This window comes from Pelagibacterium sediminicola, from assembly GCF_003390885.1.
Taxonomy (GTDB): Bacteria; Pseudomonadota; Alphaproteobacteria; order Rhizobiales; family Devosiaceae; genus Pelagibacterium; species Pelagibacterium sediminicola.
This window is the reverse complement of sequence record NZ_QMEL01000006.1, coordinates 119,229-138,793: the sequence shown is the minus strand read 5'-3', so window position 1 is coordinate 138,793 and position 19,565 is coordinate 119,229. Positions and strand designations below refer to the sequence as shown.

The following is a 19,565-nucleotide window of genomic DNA, read 5'->3' as shown; positions in this document are numbered from 1 at the left end:
TCACGATCTACTATGCCTTTGCGCCGCTCGTTCAGTGGCTAATGGGGTGGTGAGAATGGCGCTCTTGACACCAGCCCAAGTCCGGGCGGAACTTGGCATCTCGGATCGCCAGCTTCGCGATCTGACCGATGACGGTGCAATACCGTTCATCAATATTGGGAGGGGAAAGCGTCGAGCGGCCCGCTATGATCCGGCGGACATCGAGGCGTTCAAAGCGCGGCGGAAAAACCAGATATGTCGGTCTACAAGCGCAAGGGTTCGGAAACCTACTCGTACGACTTCCAGCTTGGGGGTGTTAGATTTTCAGGCCGAACGGAAGCGACTACGAAGCGAGCGGCAGAACGCATAGAGGCCCAGAAGCGCAAGGAAGCCGAGGCGCTGGTAGGTGAGGAACGCGCGCTCGACGCGCCGGCCACATGGGGCCAGGCCGTGACGCGATATTGGCGTGAAGTCGGCCAGCACCTCAAGAACGCGCCGACCGAGCTCGAATATCTCGCATGGCTTACAAACGAGATCGGCAAATCCCGCCCGCTGATCGAAGTCAATGACAACGTGGTCGCGTTTCTGGTCGCAAAGAAGCGCCAGCAGAAAGACAGCCGCTATTCAAAGCGCAAGAATGAAGCCCCGCTGATTGGCCCACGAGCGGTCAATGCCGCCGTCCCCGAGGCTATCCGCAAGGTTCTGACACGGGCCCGGAAGGTGTGGAAGGTGCGCGTGGCCGAGATCGATTGGTCGCAGCACATGCTAAAGCAGAACGAAGGGAGGGTGCGCGAGGCGTCAAAGGCCGAGGAAGGGGCTTTGCTTGGCAAGCTGAGCCGTGGCTATGACGTGGCGGTCAGGTTTGCAATTCTGACCGGGTGCCGGAGAATGGAAATTCTCGGGATGCGCTGGAAGGACGTGGATTTCTTCAACCGGCGCTTTACCGTAACGGGCAAGGGCTCAAAGAGCCGGGTCATACCGATGACCGTGCAGACCTACGATCTGTTATGGCACCTCAAGGATCATCACCCCGAAGTCGTGTTCACATACGAAGCCGCCCGGACGCGCAAGTATGGCGACAGGAAAGTCGAACGCGGGCGCCGATACCCGCTCACTGATTCCGGGCTCAAGTCTCAGTTCCGGCGCGCGCTCGGGAAAACCGACATCGAGGATTTCCACTTTCACGATACGCGCCACACGATGGCCAGCCGTGTCGCCCGCCGCACCAAAGACCTTCTATCTGTCCAAAAGCTGCTCGGGCATTCCCGCCTCACCACGACGCAAATCTACACCCACGCGATGGAGGAGGATCTACGCGCTGCACTGGAGGAAACAGAAAGTCCCACCGAAAACCCCACGATCGCCTTACAGGGTGCCGGTAAAGCGTTAGGAGCAAAGAAAGATCGGGGCTAAGCCTTGCTGTCTGGGGGACAAAGGGTCGTCGGTTCAAATCCGGCCGCTCCGACCATTCCATCTCGTAAGATTCCCGAGCACTTTCGTCCGCAACTGAACCATTCCAGTTGCGGCTTTTCGCTCGATGGATCATTTCAGGTTTTGATGGGAACGGCGTCCTCCGGGGAGGACATCGGCGGCTTTGGCCGATACCTGCTCCATTCCCGCTTGTCACCCCGGGATTCATTCCCCCGGTCCAGACCGAAGCCGCCCCAATCGCGAGAGCTCCGATCTTGCCGCGCAATCTCTCTGGACCCCTTCAGAAGTTGACGAAATCACAGACAATCGGGCGGGTTACTTTTGCGGTACGGCAGGAGAGCCACGCAGGCCTGCCCGGTGTCAGGCCGAGCATATGCTTTTGAGCAGCGATCCTTGCTCGCGATATGAGCGCAACATGCCAGATAGCGAAAAAGCCGACGACGCATCAGGACGATTCTGCTAGGAGGTCCGGCGGGGAGCAGAGAGGGCAGGATACGGCATGGCGGACTGGAACGGGGTGAGGACGGCCCTTTCGCTCTGGGATGGGCTTGCGGACGGCGAGCCGGTTCTGATCAATCTCTCGGAAAATCATACGTTCCGGGTCGACTGCCCCGACGGAAGACCGGCTGTTCTGCGCGTTCATCGGCCCCATTACCATTCACGCGCCTCGATCGAGAGCGAACTGGCGTGGATGCAGGCGCTGCGGGCCGAGGCAGGACTGTTCACGCCCCGGCCCATTGCGGGCCGCGATGGCGCGCTGGTTCAAACCGCGCCATTCGAGACAGAGAACGATATCCGCCACATGGTCCTGTTCCATTTCGAGGCGGGAGCCGAACCGGCGACGAGCGACGATCTATCGCCGGTGTTCAGGCAGTTGGGCGCGCTGGCCGCGCAATGCCATGCCCATGTGGAAACATGGACGCCCCCGGCCCTATTCGAGCGGCAGGTGTGGACCGCCGAGGCGATTCTCGATCCCGGCGCGATCTGGGGCGATTGGCGGGCGGCGCCTGGGGTCGAAGGCCCGGCGCGGGCCCAAATCGACCGGCTCGACCGGGCCCTGCGCGAAAGGCTTTCATCCTATAGCCGGACGCGCGACAGATTCGGGCTGATCCACGCCGACATGCGGCTGGCGAACCTTCTGGTCGAGGACGGGATCACCCGGATCATCGATTTCGACGATTGCGGGTTCTGCTGGTTCGGGTACGATTTCGCGGCTGCGGTATCGTTTTTCGAGGACAGCGATACGGTTCCCACTCTCAAAGCCGCATGGCTCGATGGCTACCGGCAGCACCGCGCATTTTCGGCTGAGCACGAAGCGATGCTCGATACGCTGGTCATGCTTCGCCGTATGGCGCTGTTGGCCTGGAGCGGGTCCCACGCCGAGACCGAACTGGCACGCAGCATCCATGGCAGCTATGCGGCGGGGACAGCGGACCTTGCGGAACGGTATCTTCGGACCGGTTCGATAGACCTGTAGGCTGTGTCGGCAACCCGGAGCCCGGGGAAGCATCGCGCCCCCCTCACCCCCAACCCCTCTCCCGCAAGGGGAGAGGGGGGCTCGTAAGCTGCGACATTCACGGAGTCCCCTTCTCCCCTTGCGGGAGAAGGTGGCCGGAGCGAAGCGGAGGTCGGATGAGGGGTGCTGCGATGTGACCTAGCTCTCAATCGTAGAACAGCGAAATCCTCTGTCCGCCGATCTCGTGGACATTGATGTCCATGTCGTAGATGGCCTTGAGGGCTTCGGGGTTGATGATATCTTCGGTCGAGCCCTGCCGGACGACTTTGCCGTCGCGCATGGCGACGATGTGGTCGGAGTACCAGGAGGCGAAATTGATGTCGTGCAGGACGAGCACGAACGTCTTGCCCAGTTCGCGGGCGGCCTTCTGCATGAGCTTCATCATGCCCATGGCGTGTTTCATGTCGAGATTGTTGAGCGGCTCGTCGAGCAGCACGTAGTCGGTATCCTGACACAGCACCATGGCAACGAACGCCCGCTGGCGCTGGCCGCCGGAAAGCTCGTCGAGGAAGCGGTGGGACAGTTCGGTCAGGTTGAGATAATCGAGCGAGCGGTCGATATGGTCCTTGTCCTCGATGGTGAGGCGGCCCTTGGAATAGGGGTAGCGCCCGAAGGACACCAGATCATGCACCGTAAGGCGCGCGGTCATGTGATTGTCTTGACGCAGGATCGAAAGGCGGCGGGCCAGCACGTCGCTGGGCGTGGTCGATATATCGAGATTGTCGACTACGACCGAACCGGCATCCATGCCGAGCAGGCGGCTGATGATGGACAGCAGCGTGGACTTCCCTGCCCCGTTGGGGCCGATGATCGAGGTAATGCCGCCGCGCGGCAGGGAGATGCTGACATCGTCCACCACGGCGTTTTCGCCGTAAAACTTTCTGATGCCGCTTGCGATGATCATCTGGCAGCTCCCCGGATGACGAGAATGATGAAGACAAGGCCTCCCATGAACTCGATGATGATCGAGAGCGCCGTGTCGAAGGCAAAGACGCGCTCGAACAATGTCTGTCCGCCCACAAGGCAGATCACCGCCAGAAGCGCGGCGGTGGGCAGGATGTAGCGGTGCCGGCTGTTGCCCACCAGCCCGTGCGCGAGACTGGCGACCAAAAGGCCGAAGAAGGTGATCGGGCCCACCAGCGCCGTGGATACCGCAACGAGCACGGAAACCATGACGAGGATAATGACCACCGTCCGCTTGTAGTTGACCCCGAGATTGACGGCATGCGCGCGCCCCAGCGTCAACACGTCAAATGTATGCCCCATCCGCCAGAGTACAAGGGTAACGATGGCCGCAATCGCAAAGGCCACCCCGAGCAGGGTGCTGTCGATGGTGGAGAAGCTGGCGAACAGCGTATCCTGAAGGACCTGGAAGGCGTTGGGATCGAGCAGGCGCTGCATGAAATTGGAGAGCGAGCGGAAAAAGATGCCAAAGACGATCCCCACCAGCACCAGCAGGTGCAGGCTGCGCTCCTCACCCAGGAACAGCCAGTAGAACAAGATCCACGAGAATCCGATCATCAACACCAGTTCCATGCCGAACTGGAAGTGCGGATCGATGAGCGTGAGCATCATCGGCCCGAAAAAGAAAACGATTGACGTCTGGACCAGCACGTAGAGCGCATCGAACCCCATGATGGAAGGCGTAAGGATGCGGTTGTTGGTGACGGTCTGGAACAGTACCGTCGATATGGCGATGGAATAGGCGACAAGCAGCAGGCCGAGCAGCTTGCGGCCCCGAAAGGGAATGACGAAACTCCAGTTGCCGCGCGAGCCCAGCGTCATGAAGCAGACGATGGAGACCAGCGCCAGAACGACGAGAATGACGAGGACGATGGCCGGTCGGCTCCAGCGGATTTTAAGCTCCATTCTGGCGTTTCCTCAGGAGCAGATACAGGAACAGGAAACTGCCGATGACGCCGACAACCACGCTGATCGGAATTTCGTAAGGGTAACGGATGACACGTCCCAGAATGTCGCACGCAAGGACGAAACCGGCCCCCAGAACCGCGACCCATGGCACGGTCCTGCGCATGTTGTCGCCGATCATCAGACTCACGACATTAGGTACGATCAATCCGAGGAACGGAATGGAGCCGACGGATACGAGGCAGACCGCCGCAACCACGGAAACGATAACCAGCCCCAGCCTCATCACCAGCTTGTAGTCAAGGCCCAGATTGGTGGTGAAATCCTGCCCCATGCCCGCAACCGTGAACCGGTCGGCGGCGACATAGGCCATGACGGTGCCGGCGAGCCCGAACCACAGCAATTCGTAGCGCCCGCGCAAGACGCCCGAGAAATCCCCCATGTTCCAGGCCAGAAGCGAGGGGAGCAGGTTGAACCGGTAGCCGAAGAACGTCGTTATCGCCCCGATGACGCTGCCGAGCATGATGCCCACTAGTGGCACCAGCATCACGTCGCGCACCGGCACGAATCTCAAAAGACGGATAAAGAGCGCCGTACCGCCAAGCGCAAAGGCCGCCGAGACCAGCATCTTGACCATCAGCGGCAAGCCTGGCGCCAGGAGCGTCACGACGAGAAAACCCAGAGTTGCGGATTCCGTGGTGCCCGCTGTCGAAGGCTCGACGAACCTGTTGCGCACGATCATCTGCATGAGCAGCCCGGCGATGGCCAGCGATGAGCCCGCCAGGATAATCGCGAGCGTGCGGGGAATGCGGCTGATGAGCAGGACCTGCGTGGCCCTCTCCGCGGGATCGGGGGCGAAAATCGCCGACAGGGATACGTCGCTGACCCCGATGAACAGGCTGATGATGGCGAGGACGATTGTCACCGCTATGCCGACGCCAAGAAATCGCAACCCGTCACTACCCGTACTGAACATAAAAGAGCGGCCCGGCGGAAAACCGCCGGGCCGGCAGCAGATATACAGTTTTACTGCGCGGAACCAAAGCCCTCGATGATCTGATCGAGCATCAGCATCAGGCCCGAATAGCCGTGCATGGTGATATAGGCGGCCTGCGGGTCGAGATAGATGATCTGGTCGTTCTGCCAGAAGGTTGTCTGATGGATCAATTCGTTGTCGAGAAGCTGACGCGCCGCGCCTTCATTGCCGACACCCGCGTCGCGATCGACGACGAACAGCCAGTCGGGGTTATTCTCGAGCAGGTATTCGAACGAAATGGCATCGCCGCCATGGTCGCGGTCGTCTACCTCGTCGAAGACGGAGGGGATACCGAGCTCGTTATAAACCCAGGCGACACGGGAATCGGGGCCGTAGATCCCCAGATTGCCGGCGTTCGTCACGATGACGAGGCCGGTGCCCTCATCGGCGGCCAGATCGCGCGCTTCGGCAACCTTGGCGTCAAGTGCGGCGATCAGTTTATCGGCTTTGGCCTCGACGCTGAAAATTTCGCCCAGCGTCTCGAGATTACCCTTTACGCCATCCACGATGCCCTCAACATTGCTTACCGACATGTCGATGGTCGGGGCGATTTCCGAAACGGTCGGATAGGTCGCGGCAGAGCGGCCCGCAACGATGACCAGATCAGGCTGCTCGGCAGCGATAGCCTCGAAATCGGGCTCGAAGAGCGAGCCGACATTGACAAGACCGGAGGGAATGCTGCCGGCGAGATAACCAGGCGCATTGGAGCCAGGCGCTCCGGCAACCTCGACGCCCAGCGCGGTCAGGTTGTCGAACGCGGCCCAGTCGATGACAAATACCTTTTCGGGCACGCCGTTGATCGTTGTTTCGCCTTGCGGGTGCGTGATGGTGACGTCCTGCGCCATGGCTCCAGCGGTGAGGGCGAGCGACACGGCGGCGGCGGACAAAAGTGCGGGCAAGTGGAAGGAATTGGTGATGTTCACGGAAATATCCAATCATCCAGAATGGGAAAATGCCGCAATCAGGAAAACCTAACCACGACAGTCAGGTTTCCTAAAGCGCCTTAACGCCGGCGTCAATAATATATGACTGCAAACCTCACGATAATGAGGCCATGGGCAGATGAAAGGATCAGTCGCCCCGCGCGCGGTCGAGTGTGGCGCGGCATTCAAGGAGGAGTTCAAGCGCACTTGCGAGGCGTTCGCGCTGGTCGGCACGCAGCCCGGCCGGGGCGAGCGCTTGTTCCGTATCGGGTGCGGTTTCGACAAACTCGATGCTCTCGACACCTTCGGCATCCACGATGGGCTGGTGTTGAGGCTGCGGGGGCATGGGCCCCACGGCCCCGTTTTCCCCAATAGCGACCACATGACGCGCGCCCTGCTCCTTGAGGATGCGCTGGACGCCCTTGATGGTGAACCCCTGATCGTAGAGCAGATGGCGGATGCCCTTGAGGAGTTGTACGTCATCGGGGCGGTAATAACGCCGCCCGCCGCCGCGCTTGAGCGGCTTGATCTGCGTGAACCGCGTTTCCCAGAAACGCAGCACATGCTGTGGTAGGTCGAGTTCGTCCGCCGCTTCGGATATTGTCCGGAAGGCGTCTGGTGATTTGTCCAACGCAGTGCCCCGGTTACGAAAAAGTCCTTAAATTCAGGAGCGAACCATAGATTTGTTGATCTTGGTTTTCAAGACGTTGGACGGTTTGAACACAAGAACCTGCCGGGGCAGAATCGGCACTTCCTCGCCCGTCTTGGGATTCCGGCCTATTCGCTCGTTCTTGGAGCGGACCTGAAACGACCCGAAAGACGAAAGTTTCACATTATCGCCCGACGCCAGCGCGTCGGAAACGATCTGGAGCACTCGTTCAACGAGTTCCGATGATTCGGTGCGCGACAGCCCCACCGCCTGATAGACGGCTTCGGCCAGATCGGCGCGTGTTACGGTCTTACCGGACATTGATCTCCCCTCACCCCGCAGGATGGAACCGATCCCCTACAATTCAAATACTTAACGAGGAAACCGGCCCGGGGTCAACGCCTACCAGCGAATGAGGGCGGCCCCCCAGGTGAAGCCGCCGCCCATGGCTTCGATCATCACGAGGTCTCCGGGTTTGATGCGGCCATCCTCGATGGCCACCCAGAGCGCGAGCGGTACGGAGGCGGCGGAGGTGTTGGCGTGGCGGTCGACGGTCACGATGGTTTTTTGCTCGGGAATACCGAGTTTCCTGCCTGCCCCGTCGATAATACGCTTGTTGGCCTGATGGGGGATAAACCAGTCGAGATCGGAGGTGGCCTTACCTGTCTTTTCCAGCACATCCTCGACGACGTCCGAGATCATGCCCACGGCATGCTTGAAAACTTCCCTGCCCTCCATGCGCACATAGCCGACCGACTGCGTGGCGGATGGGCCGCCATCGACGTAGAGTTTGTCCCAGTGGCTTCCGTCGGTGCGCAGGCTCGAGACAAGAACGCCTTTTTCGGGCGCGTCATTGGCCACTTCCTGCGCCTCCAGGATCATCGCCCCCGCCCCGTCTCCGAACAGCACGCAGGTCGTGCGGTCGGTCCAGTCCAGCAGCCGCGAAAAGGTTTCGGCCCCAACGACGAGGGCGCGCTTGGCCATACGGCTCTTGAGGTAGCTGTCGGCGGTCGCAACGGCAAAGACGAAACCCGAGCAGACCGCCTGGACGTCGAAGGCAACGCCATGGCTGATGCCAAGCTTGCGCTGCAGCAGGGCGGCGGTTGCGGGAAAAGTGTGGTCGGGAGTGGTGGTACCGACGATGATCAGGTCAATGTCCGCGGGCTCGAGCCCAGCCTTTTCAAGCGCCATGCGCGAGGCATGGAGCGCAAGGTCCGAGGTCATCTCACCCTCGGCGGCCACATGACGCTGGCGGATGCCGGTCCGCTGCACGATCCACTCGTCGGAGGTGTCAACGGTCTTTGAAAGCTCGTCATTGGAAATGACACGCTCGGGCAGGTAGCCGCCCACGCCGCGAACGACGGATTGGATCTTGGTCACGCTGAGGGTGCCTCCGATTCTTCCTGTGGGGCCGGGACGGCGCCCGGCTTCATGTGCTCGAGCCCTTCGCCGATCTTCTCGATCAGATCGTTGCGGGCCATGTCATAGGCAAGGGCAAGGGCACTCTTGTATCCGATTTCATCGGTCCCACCATGACTCTTGATGACGACGCCATTGAGGCCGAGAAATACGCCCCCGTTGACGGTGCGGGGGTCCATCTTGCTCTTGAGGGCGGACAGCGCCTGCCAGGCCAGCATGGCGCCCAACCGGGAAAGGAAATTCGCCTTGAGCGCGTTGCGCAGATAGGTGGCGACCTGCCGGGCGGTGCCTTCGGCGGTCTTGAGCGCGATGTTGCCGGTGAATCCCTCGGTCACCACGACGTCGACCGTGCCCTTGCCCAGATCGTCGCCCTCGACGAAGCCGTGATATTTGAAGCCCGCGCCGCTGGTTTCGGAAAGGCTCCTGGCGGCGTCCTTCACCCACTCATTGCCCTTGGCATCCTCGACGCCGACATTGAGCAGGCCAACCGTGGGATTATCCATATCGAACAGGGCCCGGGCAAGCGCGGCACCCAGGATCGAGAAATCGACGAGCTGTTCGGCGTCGGCGCCGATGGTCGCGCCGACATCGAGAACGACGATATCCGAGCGCAGGGTAGGCCAGATCGCGGCAATGGCCGGGCGGGAGATGCCCTCCATGGGCCGGAGGCAGAAGGTTGCCATGGCCATCAGCGCACCGGTATTGCCGCCCGAGATCGCCACCTGCGCCTCGCCATCCTTGACCGACTGGATGGCGGCCCACATCGAAGAGTTGCCCTTACCCTTGCGCAGCGCCTGGCTGGGCTTTTCCTCCATGGTGACGACATTTTCCGAATGGCGGATTTCCGAAACGGCGCGCAGTTCGGGAAATTCGGCCAGCAGCGGCTCGATGGCGTCGGAGCGTCCGTGAAAGATGAAGCGCGCATCGGGGCGTTCGCGCAGCAGCAGCTTGGCGCCATGCAACGGGGCGCGTGGCGCAAGGTCTCCGCCCATGACGTCAACGGAGATCGTGATTGTCCCACTCATAGTCTGCCTGTCCGTCTGCCCAAATCTTGTGCGCGGGCGCCACCCGGGGGGTCACATTACCCATGGAAATCAGCCGTGCAAGCGGATTACGCCCGGCGCTCAGTCCTTTTTGAATGCCTTGAGCGCCGCGAAAGGAGAAAGTTCGGCCGGGTCGTCGCCTGCACCTTCCTCGGGCAACGCGGCACCGGGTGCGCGGGGATATAGATCGATCGCGAGGGCGAAAACCTCCATCACGAGATCGGCAAGATCGATCTCGTCGCCCTCGAAATAATCGGGAAAATCATCGTCTTCGAGATTGACGAATACCTCGGCGCCCGCGCCGCGTTCGAGCGCCTCGTCGCGGCCCGGCAGATAAACACGGTCGATGGGTTCCCGGATCTTCTGCTCGACCGGTTCGCCGGTGACGACGCAGGTCTGGACAACCGCGCCCCAGACTTCGCCCTCGGCACGGACGCCGCCCCGGAAGCGCTTGGCCGTGACCCTGGCCGCGAACGCCTCGACGGCATCGACCCTGAAGCGCCCGGCGAGGACTTCGCGCTGCTCCTCGTCGGTCGCGATGTCGACGACGCGGCCCGTTGCGGGGATCTTGTCGACGCGGACGCGGGCATCGAGATCGAATGTGTCGTTGCGGCGCATCACCTGGGATTTCCGAATTCTACCTTGCCGGCCATGATGTCCTTTATGGACTGGGTGGACAGCATATCGTCATTGAGCAGGATATAGTCAACAAACGCAGCCTGCGCGGGATGCTCCCCGCCTTCGTGGAAGTTGCGCGACACGACGCCTTCGAGCGCCGCGCGCTCGCCGCTGTCGAGGGCGAACGAGAGGTTCGAGAGCATACCATAAAAAAGCGCGCCCATCTTTTCGATGCGCTTGGGGACCGAGAGGTCGCCGACGCCCATTTCGCGCAGCGAGCGGTCCATGTCGTGAAAAAAGCAATCAAAGACGCTCTGGGAGAACGCCTTGGTGAGTTTTTCGGCGGAGCGCAGGCGGCGGAAAACCAGCGCGGCGTGGAGCGAGATCATGTCGAACCGGCCGGTAAGCGTGTCGGGCACACCCCATTCGGCATAGAAAATCTCGCGCCGGGATTGCGCCACAATGGCATTGTAGACGGCATAAACCGGTTCGGAGAGCGTTGATTTTCTAAAAAATGGAAGGATCATGCCCTCAACCCCGGTTCTGGGTGGCGGCAAGGCAGAGGATATGGCAATTTCGTTTGCTCGCTTGCCAGACCTGCGTCCGGACAGGTAAACAACACCTCGCCCCCGGCCTCACGTCGCGTGGCTATAGTCGAGAGCCAAGAGGAAAGTCAATTCCATGACCTTGCGTAAAGCCGTCGTCCGTCTGTCTCCTATTGCCGCAGCGCTCGCCCTTGGTCTTACGCTTTCGGCATGTTCGGGCACGGGCCTCATCTCGACGCGCACGCAGGGCTATTCCATTCCCGCCGACGCCGTACAGCAGATCCGGCCTGGCTCCAGCGCCGCGCTGGTGACCGCGGTGCTCGGTTCGCCCCAGACCACGAGCACGTTCGGCAAGGAAACCGCCTGGTACTATATCGAGACCAAGGTCAACCAGACCGCGTTCGGGCTGACCACCATCCAGGAGCGCACGGTCCTTGCGGTCTATTTCGACAACAACAACCGGGTCATCGACCGGGCGGTCTATACGCTCCAGGATGGCCGCGTGATTGCGATCGAGCAGCGCCGTACGCCGTCCTTCGGCGAAGACCGGACCTTCGTGCAGCAGCTTCTTGGGTCGGTCATCTCGTCCTAGCGAGATCCGGCGCCCGGCGGCGGCGCAAATCGTCCCAGACCAAAAGCACCAGCATGGCCGTGATGACCGGCATGACCATCATGTTGATCGCCTCCCAGCCGAAGGTGTTGAGCAGCACGCCCGCGCCGATCGAGGCCAGCGCCATGACGCCGAACACCATCTGTTCGTTGAGCGCCTGAACCTTGGCGCCCTCCTCGGGGCGGTAGGCCCGGGTCAGCATGACGGTCGAGCCGATAAAGCCGAAATTCCAGCCTACGCCCAGAAGCATCAGCCCGATATCGAAATGCAGCGTCGTCGTGCCTGAAAGGGCGATGGCGGCGCTGGCGAGGATGAGCAGCAGGCCCATGGCCGCCGTCAGGTGCGTGCCGATGCGGTTGATGATCGAGCCGGTGACAAAGCTGGGGGCGAACATGGAGACGATGTGCCACTGGATGGTATTGGCGGCATCGCCCGTCGAATGGCCGCAGATGAAGACCATGGCCAAAGGTGCGGCGACCATGACGAAGGTCATCAGTGCGTAGCTTGCCATGCCGGTAAGGACGGGCACGAAAACATCGGGCTCGCGGATCAGCACTTTGAGCGGCCGGCCGGTCTGGCTGGCGGGGCGTTTGGGCTCGCCCTTGGGCAGCCGGGTGAAAACCAGAAACATGACCGAGACGCAGCAGACCCCTGCCAGCGCGATGAACGACCCCGCATAGGGCGCTCCAGCGATGACATCGGCGGTCATCGCGGCGAGGCGCGGGCCGAGAAATCCGGCAAGCACGCCCCCCAGCATGACCCATGAAACCGCACGCGCCTTCATGTCCGGCGGCACGCTGTCGGCGGCGGCGAAGCGGTATTGCTGGCCGAACGCCCCGGCGGCGCCGATGAGCAGCATGGCGCCGGAAAAGACCAAAAAGCTCTGGAGATAAAGACCGAACGCCGCAAGAAGCCCCCCGGCGGCGGCTATGCCTGCGCCCAGCACGAACCCCCTCGTCCGCCCGACTCTGTGCAGGATGAGGGCGGCGGGCCCGGCCATGAGCGCGACGCCGATGATCATGATCGTGGTGGGAACGGTGGCAAAGGCCGGATCGATGGAAAGCGAGGCTCCTGCAAGGGCGCCGACCGCCATGACCATACCCTGCGCCGATCCCGCAATGGCCTGAGCGCCGGAGAGAAGAGCGATGTTGCGGTAGTGAGACATTGGGGATTTTCCCGATGCTTAACTGAACGGATTGAACGGATTGCGTTCAATTCGTTCAGTTATAATTTCTGGGTCCGGCGATTCCGAGATGTTACGGATTTCGCACAGGCTCCATCCTACGCCTATCGCGGGAAGGGTGAACAGGTTTGTAATGCGGCATTTTTGGCTGGCGCTAATACCCATCCAAGCAGGACTATCGCATATGCTTCGGCTTGCGCCGAATCCCCCCTCCCAACCTCCCCCACAAGGGGGGAGGTGCTGGCCTTGTGCGATAGGAGACAACAAGGAAAAGGATACACCCTCCCCTTGATGGGGAGGCTGGGGAGGGGTGAAGCCACACGGGCGAATCTATGCGATAGCGCTGCCCGGGAGGCGACGGGAGAGTTAGGGATAGCTGAGGGGAAGAGGGTTGCGGGGCCTCAGCCCTTTGCCGTCCCCTCGTAGTCTTCGGAATATTTCCGCGCCACGGCGTCAAGGACGCCGTTGACCATGCCGGGGACTTCGTCCTCGTAAAAGGCGAGGGCCACGTCTACATATTCGCGGATGACCACCTTGAAGGGAATATCCTTGCGCTGGGTGAGCTCGAAGACGGCAGCGCGGAAGAGGGCGCGCAGGGTTGCGTCGATGCGGGTCATCGGCCAGCCACCCTGGAGGGTGCTGTCGATGATGGGGTCGAGTTTTAGCTGCTGCTCGACGACGCCGCGCACGATATGGCGGAAATAGTCGGCGTCGGCGGGCAGGTACTGCTCGCCCTCGACCTCGCGGCCGAGATGGAAGCTCTCGAACTGGCTCAGCGTGTCTTCGAGCGATTGCTGGCCGATATCCATCTGGTAGAGGGCCTGTACGGCGGCGAGGCGGGCGGAGCCGCGCTGGTTGGCCTGCCGGATTTCGCGGGGATCGGCCATCGTCAGCCTTCCAACATCTTTTTGAGCGCGGCCATGGTCATGGCGGCGATCGCCGCGCCACCGCCCTTGTCGAGATCGGACTTGCGGGCCCGAGCCCAGGCCTGCTCCTCGTTCTCGACGGTCAGGATGCCGTTGCCCAGCGCGATGCCATCGGCGACCGAAAGGTCCATCAGGGCGCGGGCGCTTTCATTGGAGACGATCTCGTAATGGGTGGTTTCGCCGCGGATGACGCAGCCGAGCGCCACGTAGCCATCGTAGCGCGGGCCCTTCAATTCGCTGGCCATGGCGATAGCGGCGGGGATTTCGAGCGCGCCGGGAACGGTGACTGTTTCCCATGTGGCGCCGGCGGCCTGAAAGGCGCTGGCCGCGCCCTCGAGGAGCGCGTCGGCGAGGTCGTTGTAAAAGCGGGCTTCCACGATCAGATAATGCTGGCCGGAAGCCGCGCCGGGCTTGATGGAAAGGGCGTCGCCGTGAGAGGCCATCAGTTCGTCCTTGTTTCGAGCAGGCGCGCGGCATAGCGCGCCATGAGGTCCACTTCAAGGTTTACCACGTCCCCCGCCTTGTAGTCCGGCCAGTTTGTCGCGGTCAGCGTGTGGGGGATGAGGTGCACCGAAAATCTGTTGCCTTCAACGGAATTGACGGTCAGCGAGGTTCCGTTGAGCGCGACCGAGCCCTTTTTGGCGATGAAGCGGGCAAGATCGGCGGGCGCTTCGAGGACGAAGGTAATCTGGTCGCCGATGTCCTTGCGCTCGACGATCGTGGCAAGGCCATCGACGTGACCGGAAACGATATGGCCGCCCAGTTCGTCACCGGCCTTGAGGGAGCGTTCGAGGTTGATGCGGCGGTCGACAGTCCAGTCCCCTACCCGCGTCACATCGAGGGTTTCGCGGGCGGCGAAGACGTCGAACCAGTTGGTTCCGGCGTCGGTGCCCTTGTCGGTGACAGTGAGGCAAATTCCTTCGCACATGATCGAGGCGCCAAGATCGATGGTCTGGGGGTCATAGACCGTGCCGATGCGAATGCGGCGACCGTCATTGCGGTCGTCGATTTCGAGGATTTTGCCGATGTCGGTGATGATGCCGGTGAACATGGGTTGGGTTGTTCTCTTGGTTGCGGCGTTTGCAGAAGCATCGCGCCCCCTCACCCCCAACCCCTCTCCCACGAGGGGAGAGGGGGGCTCGTATGGTTGCCCCATGGCTCCCCTTCTCCCCTCGTGGGAGAAGGTGGGCTTTCGCGTAGCGAAAGGTCGGATGAGGGGGCCAGCGATGTAAAAACGCGCCTATTGATCCTGCTTGTTTTCAAACGTGGTCAGTCTATCGCACCCAAGCATGCGGTTATCAACCGGGGCGAAGCCGAGTTGGGTCAAACGGTGTGGCAAGGAAGGGTGAACAGTGGCGGGGACGCCATGGGGGCCGATTTCGATTTTGCTTTCGAGGAGGTGGAAGCGGTCGATGAGGCCGGCGTCGAGCAAGGCGTCGTTGAGCCTGGCGCCGCCTTCGACGAGAACGGTGGAGATGCCGCGTTGGCCGAGTTTTTCAAGGCCCGCCAGAAGGTTAGGCCGGCCATCGTCAGAGGGTGATTCAATGATGTCGGAAACCGATTCAACGGCTTCATGCCGATGAGAAACTGATTCAGGTTCACCATTTTCAATAATGAATACAGTGCCTTGAGTATCAAGGTTGGCAATATGATTCATCTGCTCCCTCGCCAGCACGATAACGCGCAGGGGCTTGCGGTCTTCCAGTCCCGGCAGGCGGACGTTAAGGCGCGGGTGGTCGAGGATGGCGGTGTGGCCGCCCACCATCACGGCGTTGGAGAGGGCGCGCTGCATGTGGGTCCAGCGTCGGGCCGCCGCGCCGGTGATGGGGACGTTGCCCTTGTCGGCTAGGCCGATCATGCCATCGGCGGAGACGGCGAGCTTGGCGGTGACGAAGGGTCGGCCGCGCTGGATGCGGGAAAAAAAGCCCTCGTGAAGTTCCTGGCTGGGGGCATGGCGGTCAGCAACGGTTACGGGAATTCCGGCGGCGCGGAGTCTTTGGATGCCCTCTCCGGCGGTGCGGGGGTCGGGGTCGGTGGCGCCGACGACAACGCGCCCAACGCCCGATGCGATCACGGCATCGACGCAAGGAGGGGTCCGGCCATAATGGTTGCAGGGCTCGAGGGTGACATAGAGCGTTGCCCCCCTCGCCTTTTCACCGGCCATGGCCAGCGCCTGCGGTTCGGCGTGCGGGCGGCCGCCGGGGGCGGTGACGCCACGGCCCAGCATGACGCCATCGGGCGAAACGATAATGGCGCCGACAGTGGGATTTTCGCCCGTCGTGCCGCGATAGGGAAGAGCGATGCGGGCGGCGGCATCGAGCCAGCGCAGGTCATCGCCCGAAAGGGGGATCACCCCGCGTCCTCATCGAGCGTCTTGAGAAAGGACTGGAAATCCTCGGTCTTGGCGAAATTCTTGTAAACACTGGCGAAGCGGACGAAGGCGACGTGGTCGAGGCCCTTCAACCCTTCCATGACGTATTCCCCGATCTGGTCGGAGGTGACTTCGATCTCACCGAGGCTTTCAAGCTGGCGCACGACGCCCGAAATCATGCGTTCGATGATCTCGGGATCGACCTGGCGCTTGCGCAGTGCGGTATAGACCGAGCGCGAGAGCTTTTCGCGGTCGAAGGGCACCCTGCGGCCCGACTTCTTGACGACGATGAGATCGCGGAGCTGGACGCGCTCGAAGGTCGTGAACCGTCCGCCACAGCCGCTGCAAACGCGGCGGCGGCGGATGGCGTTGGAATCCTCGGTGGGCCGGGAATCCTTGACCTGCGTATCGTCGTTTCCGCAATAGGGACAACGCATGGACCGGACCGCCTGTTAAACCGGGTAGATCGGGAAGCGATCGGTCAGGGCCTTGACCTTTTTACGCACGGCGGCCTCGACAACGGCATTGCCATCATCGGAATTCGCCTCGCGCAGCCCATCCAGCACCTCGACGATATATTCGCCGATCTCGCGGTATTCGGCCTCGCCGAAGCCGCGAGAGGTGCCAGCGGGGGTGCCCAGACGAATGCCGGAGGTGACGAAAGGCTTTTCGGGATCGAAGGGGATGCCGTTCTTGTTGCAGGTGATCCAGGCGCGGCCCAATCCCTGCTCGGCGCGCTTGCCGGTGGCGTTCTTCTTGCGCAGATCGACCAGCATCAGGTGGTTGTCGGTGCCGCCCGAGACGACATCGAGCCCGTTTTCCATGAGCGTTGCGGCCAGCGCGCGGGCGTTGGCGACGACCTGCCCGGCATAGGTCCTGAACTCAGGGGTCAACGCCTCGCCCAGCGCCACGGCCTTGGCGGCGATGACGTGCATCAGCGGGCCGCCCTGGAGGCCGGGGAAGACGGCGGAGTTGATCTTCTTGGCGATCTCTTCGTCGTTGGAGAGGATGAGGCCGCCGCGCGGGCCGCGCAGGGATTTGTGGGTCGTGGTGGTGACGACATGGGCGTGCGGGACCGGGGAGGGATGAACCCCGCCCGCGACCAGCCCCGCGATGTGGGCCATATCGACCATGAGCCAGGCGCCGATGGAATCGGCGATCTCGCGGAAGCGCTTCCAGTCCCAGACGCGCGAATAGGCAGTGCCGCCCGCAACGATGAGCTTGGGTCTGGTTTCGTGGGCCTTGCGCTCGATCTCGTCCATGTCGAGCAGATGGTCGTCGCGGCGCACACCGTAGGAAACGACATTGAACCACTTTCCACTCATGTTGACGGGCGAGCCGTGGGTGAGGTGGCCGCCGGAATTGAGATCGAGGCCCATGAAGGTATCCCCCGGCTGGAGCAGCGCGAGGAACACGGCCTGATTCATCTGCGAGCCGGAATTGGGCTGGACGTTGGCGAAATTGGCGCCGAACAGTTCCTTGGCCCGGTCGATGGCGAGGTTCTCGACGACATCGACATACTGGCAACCGCCGTAATATCGCTTGCCGGGATAACCCTCGGCGTACTTGTTCGTCATCACCGAGCCCTGCGCCTCGAGGACGGCTTTCGAGACGATGTTCTCGGAAGCGATCAGCTCGATCTCGTGCTGCTGGCGATCACGTTCATCCGCGATGGCCTGCGCGACGACGGGATCGTGGTCGGCGATGGTGCGGGTGAAGAAATCGGGAAAAAGCGGGGTTGTCCCGGTGGCGCTCATTGGCGGACCCTCGACCTTTGAGAATTGCAGAGAATGGCAAGCAAGCGCGCCCCGATTAGCACAAGGGGGGCGGCAATTCCAAGCAAAGATAAAACGGTCAGGCTTTATCGCCCTGCTGGTCCAGCCGGCGGCGCAGCTTGGCGAGCGCAACGGTCTTCATCTGCGCCTGGGATGTATTCACGGGGGCGATGACGATGACTTCGATGCCGGTCGTCGCATCGATGGCCGCCACGCGGATCTGATTGCCCGCGGGGCGGAACTCGAAGAGGACTTCGCGGCGTTCACCGGGCATGCGCAATCATGCCTCTGCCCCGACAATCAGGCGATCTCGGGGAAGTCTGTCTTGCCGGTCTTGTCAAACTCGTAAACGTCATCGCGGAAGCTTACGACACCGTTGCGGTTCGCCCAAGCGGTAAAGTACGTGGTGAAGATCGGGATCGGATTGCGTACAGAAACGTCGAGCCGCTCGCCGGAAGCGAACGCTGCATTGACCGCGACGATGTCATAGCCATTGTCACGCAGGACCCACGAGACGAATTCGTCAACCTGGGAAACGCGGACACAGCCCGATGAATGGAAACGCTGATTCTCCGAGAAGATGCCCTTGTCGGGCGTGTCGTGGAGATAGACCGCGTGGGGATTGTGGAAGTTGATCTTGACGTGCCCCATCGAATTTTCCGAACCGGGGTCCTGGCGGAGCGTGTAGCGGACCGCCTCGTCGGTCGACCAGTCGATCTCGGAGGGCTGCTTTTCGTTGCCGTACCCGTCGAAGATGCGGATGTTATAGGTGGTGAGATATTCGGGGTCCTCGTTCATCAGCGCGATGATATCGCGCTGGATGATCGATTTGGGCACCGTCCAGTAGGGATTGAAATTGATCTCGTGGATGCGGCTGCGCAGGATCGGAGTCTGGCGGTCAATGCGGCCCACGACTGCGGTGTGGCGCTGGTGGATCTGCTTGCCCTCGACCGCCTCGATGGTTGCGGCGGGGATGTTGACGTTGACGTAGCGGTCGGTGAGCTTGCCTTCCAGCCCCCGGACACGCTCGAGGTTGAGCTCGATCTGGCGCAGGCGCTCGGCGGTCGGCACCGTCATCGTCCAGTAGGTGATCTCGTCCACCTTGCCGTTGATCTGCAGGCCGTGGCGGGCCTGAAAACCCCGGACGGCGGCATCGACCTGGGAATCGAACATGTTGCTGACCCCGGCCTCGCGGGGAAGGTCGCCGGTGTAGATCAGATATTCGCGCAGGTCGCGGACCTGGCTGCGGTTGTTGCCGAGCACGAGGTTGTAGACGCTGGTGGGGGGCTCGGGCCAGCCGCCCATCGCGGTCAGCCGCTGATAATATTCGGCGACGCGCTGGAGGTTATATTCGGTATCGAGCGAAACGATGGGATCGGGACCGCCGATGGCGTCCATCGCGATGCGGGAATTGGCCTCGCGGTCGGTATCGCGCAGCACGCGGCTGGAGGCAAAGGATTCCAGAAGACCTTCCTGCGCGATCGCCGGCATCGGAAAGGCCGCGGCGGCCGCAAGGCCCGCAATGGTCTTGAGCGCGGTGCGCCGGTTGGTCTTGGAAAAGTCACCCATTGGTATTCTTGCCCTGTCGCATCGGTTCGGTGCAGCACGATGAGTTGTGCACCAGGTTTGATCTGATCTCAACGCCGCTCACCGTCCTGTGACCCGAACGCAA

General features: G+C 61.8%; 23 protein-coding genes. 4 read left to right on the top strand and 19 right to left on the bottom strand.

Translation table 11 applies throughout. The features are described 5' to 3' along the window. The first annotated feature begins 55 nt into the window (after nt 1-55). From DQG18_RS16735 to DQG18_RS11340, 3 genes are all read left to right on the top strand, one after another. Nucleotides 56-349: a helix-turn-helix domain-containing protein gene (locus DQG18_RS16735; RefSeq protein WP_116654380.1), complete on the top strand. Its 294-nt coding sequence runs from the start codon at nt 56-58 to the stop codon at nt 347-349. After that, on the top strand, nt 235-1,392 hold the full coding sequence (locus DQG18_RS11345) for a tyrosine-type recombinase/integrase (protein ID WP_116654379.1): 1,158 nt from the start codon (nt 235-237) through the stop codon (nt 1,390-1,392). Before DQG18_RS16735 ends, DQG18_RS11345 begins: the two co-directional genes overlap by 115 nt. A 517-nt stretch (nt 1,393-1,909) precedes the next feature. Beyond that, complete coding sequence (locus DQG18_RS11340) at nt 1,910-2,887, top strand: phosphotransferase enzyme family protein (protein WP_116654378.1); 978 nt, start codon at nt 1,910-1,912, stop codon at nt 2,885-2,887. A gap of 184 nt (nt 2,888-3,071) precedes the next feature. On the opposite strand, the gene DQG18_RS11335 is transcribed toward DQG18_RS11340, so the two are convergent. The 10 genes from DQG18_RS11335 to DQG18_RS11290 all read right to left on the bottom strand — a co-directional run bounded on the left by DQG18_RS11335 (nt 3,072) and on the right by DQG18_RS11290 (nt 11,010). Continuing rightward, nucleotides 3,072-3,830 (bottom strand): iron ABC transporter ATP-binding protein, encoded by a 759-nt coding sequence (locus DQG18_RS11335; protein ID WP_116654377.1) that lies wholly within the window; start codon nt 3,828-3,830, stop codon nt 3,072-3,074. After that, on the bottom strand, nt 3,827-4,795 hold the full coding sequence (locus tag DQG18_RS11330; protein WP_116654376.1) for an iron chelate uptake ABC transporter family permease subunit: 969 nt from the start codon (nt 4,793-4,795) through the stop codon (nt 3,827-3,829). The genes DQG18_RS11335 and DQG18_RS11330 overlap by 4 nt, the downstream gene beginning before the upstream one ends. Continuing rightward, nucleotides 4,785-5,771, bottom strand: a complete 987-nt coding sequence (locus DQG18_RS11325; RefSeq protein ID WP_116654375.1) for an ABC transporter permease — start codon at nt 5,769-5,771, stop codon at nt 4,785-4,787. Before DQG18_RS11325 ends, DQG18_RS11330 begins: the two co-directional genes overlap by 11 nt. Before the next feature lie 50 nt (nt 5,772-5,821). Next, the gene (locus DQG18_RS11320) at nt 5,822-6,754 is read right to left on the bottom strand and encodes a siderophore ABC transporter substrate-binding protein (protein WP_245958446.1); all 933 of its coding nucleotides are present in this window, start codon (nt 6,752-6,754) and stop codon (nt 5,822-5,824) included. Nucleotides 6,755-6,902: 148 nt separating this feature from the next. Continuing rightward, complete coding sequence (locus DQG18_RS11315) at nt 6,903-7,385, bottom strand: MerR family transcriptional regulator (RefSeq protein ID WP_116654374.1); 483 nt, start codon at nt 7,383-7,385, stop codon at nt 6,903-6,905. Between the two features lie 33 nt (nt 7,386-7,418). Further along, the gene (locus DQG18_RS11310) at nt 7,419-7,724 is read right to left on the bottom strand and encodes an integration host factor subunit alpha (RefSeq protein ID WP_116654373.1); all 306 of its coding nucleotides are present in this window, start codon (nt 7,722-7,724) and stop codon (nt 7,419-7,421) included. An 81-nt stretch (nt 7,725-7,805) separates the two neighbouring features. Then, complete coding sequence (locus tag DQG18_RS11305) at nt 7,806-8,783, bottom strand: beta-ketoacyl-ACP synthase III (protein ID WP_116654372.1); 978 nt, start codon at nt 8,781-8,783, stop codon at nt 7,806-7,808. Beyond that, on the bottom strand, nt 8,780-9,847 hold the full coding sequence (gene plsX / locus DQG18_RS11300) for a phosphate acyltransferase PlsX (protein ID WP_116654371.1): 1,068 nt from the start codon (nt 9,845-9,847) through the stop codon (nt 8,780-8,782). Before plsX ends, DQG18_RS11305 begins: the two co-directional genes overlap by 4 nt. Before the next feature lie 99 nt (nt 9,848-9,946). Beyond that, a complete protein-coding gene (locus DQG18_RS11295; RefSeq protein ID WP_116654370.1) occupies nt 9,947-10,483 on the bottom strand; it encodes a YceD family protein in 537 nt (178 codons plus the stop codon). Beyond that, a complete protein-coding gene (locus tag DQG18_RS11290; protein WP_116654369.1) occupies nt 10,483-11,010 on the bottom strand; it encodes a ubiquinol-cytochrome C chaperone family protein in 528 nt (175 codons plus the stop codon). Before DQG18_RS11290 ends, DQG18_RS11295 begins: the two co-directional genes overlap by 1 nt. Nucleotides 11,011-11,164: 154 nt before the next feature. Between DQG18_RS11290 and DQG18_RS11285 the strand changes: the two genes are divergently transcribed. Further along, nucleotides 11,165-11,620, top strand: a complete 456-nt coding sequence (locus DQG18_RS11285) for an outer membrane protein assembly factor BamE (RefSeq protein ID WP_116654368.1) — start codon at nt 11,165-11,167, stop codon at nt 11,618-11,620. On the opposite strand, the gene DQG18_RS11280 is transcribed toward DQG18_RS11285, so the two are convergent. The 9 genes from DQG18_RS11280 to DQG18_RS11240 all read right to left on the bottom strand — a co-directional run bounded on the left by DQG18_RS11280 (nt 11,607) and on the right by DQG18_RS11240 (nt 19,462). Next, nucleotides 11,607-12,803 (bottom strand): MFS transporter, encoded by a 1,197-nt coding sequence (locus DQG18_RS11280; protein ID WP_116654367.1) that lies wholly within the window; start codon nt 12,801-12,803, stop codon nt 11,607-11,609. The two genes, DQG18_RS11285 and DQG18_RS11280, sit on opposite strands and share 14 nt — an antisense overlap. Nucleotides 12,804-13,222: 419 nt before the next feature. After that, nucleotides 13,223-13,708 (bottom strand): transcription antitermination factor NusB, encoded by a 486-nt coding sequence (gene nusB / locus DQG18_RS11275; RefSeq protein ID WP_116654366.1) that lies wholly within the window; start codon nt 13,706-13,708, stop codon nt 13,223-13,225. A 2-nt stretch (nt 13,709-13,710) separates the two neighbouring features. After that, nucleotides 13,711-14,190: a 6,7-dimethyl-8-ribityllumazine synthase gene (locus DQG18_RS11270; RefSeq protein WP_116654365.1), complete on the bottom strand. Its 480-nt coding sequence runs from the start codon at nt 14,188-14,190 to the stop codon at nt 13,711-13,713. Then, entirely contained in the window at nt 14,190-14,798 is a 609-nt protein-coding gene (locus DQG18_RS11265) for a riboflavin synthase (protein ID WP_116654364.1), read from the bottom strand. Before DQG18_RS11265 ends, DQG18_RS11270 begins: the two co-directional genes overlap by 1 nt. Nucleotides 14,799-14,987: 189 nt before the next feature. After that, on the bottom strand, nt 14,988-16,100 hold the full coding sequence (gene ribD / locus DQG18_RS11260) for a bifunctional diaminohydroxyphosphoribosylaminopyrimidine deaminase/5-amino-6-(5-phosphoribosylamino)uracil reductase RibD (RefSeq protein ID WP_116654363.1): 1,113 nt from the start codon (nt 16,098-16,100) through the stop codon (nt 14,988-14,990). Continuing rightward, nucleotides 16,097-16,555 carry a transcriptional regulator NrdR gene (nrdR, locus tag DQG18_RS11255; RefSeq protein WP_116654362.1) on the bottom strand — a complete coding sequence of 153 codons (459 nt, stop codon included), beginning with the start codon at nt 16,553-16,555 and terminating at the stop codon, nt 16,097-16,099. Before nrdR ends, ribD begins: the two co-directional genes overlap by 4 nt. Nucleotides 16,556-16,570: 15 nt before the next feature. Then, nucleotides 16,571-17,875 (bottom strand): serine hydroxymethyltransferase, encoded by a 1,305-nt coding sequence (gene glyA, locus DQG18_RS11250; RefSeq protein WP_116654361.1) that lies wholly within the window; start codon nt 17,873-17,875, stop codon nt 16,571-16,573. A 97-nt stretch (nt 17,876-17,972) separates the two neighbouring features. Further along, nucleotides 17,973-18,167 (bottom strand): DUF6898 family protein, encoded by a 195-nt coding sequence (locus DQG18_RS11245; protein WP_116654360.1) that lies wholly within the window; start codon nt 18,165-18,167, stop codon nt 17,973-17,975. A 26-nt stretch (nt 18,168-18,193) separates the two neighbouring features. Beyond that, nucleotides 18,194-19,462, bottom strand: a complete 1,269-nt coding sequence (locus DQG18_RS11240; RefSeq protein WP_116654359.1) for a L,D-transpeptidase family protein — start codon at nt 19,460-19,462, stop codon at nt 18,194-18,196. Between the last annotated feature and the right edge of the window lie 103 nt (nt 19,463-19,565).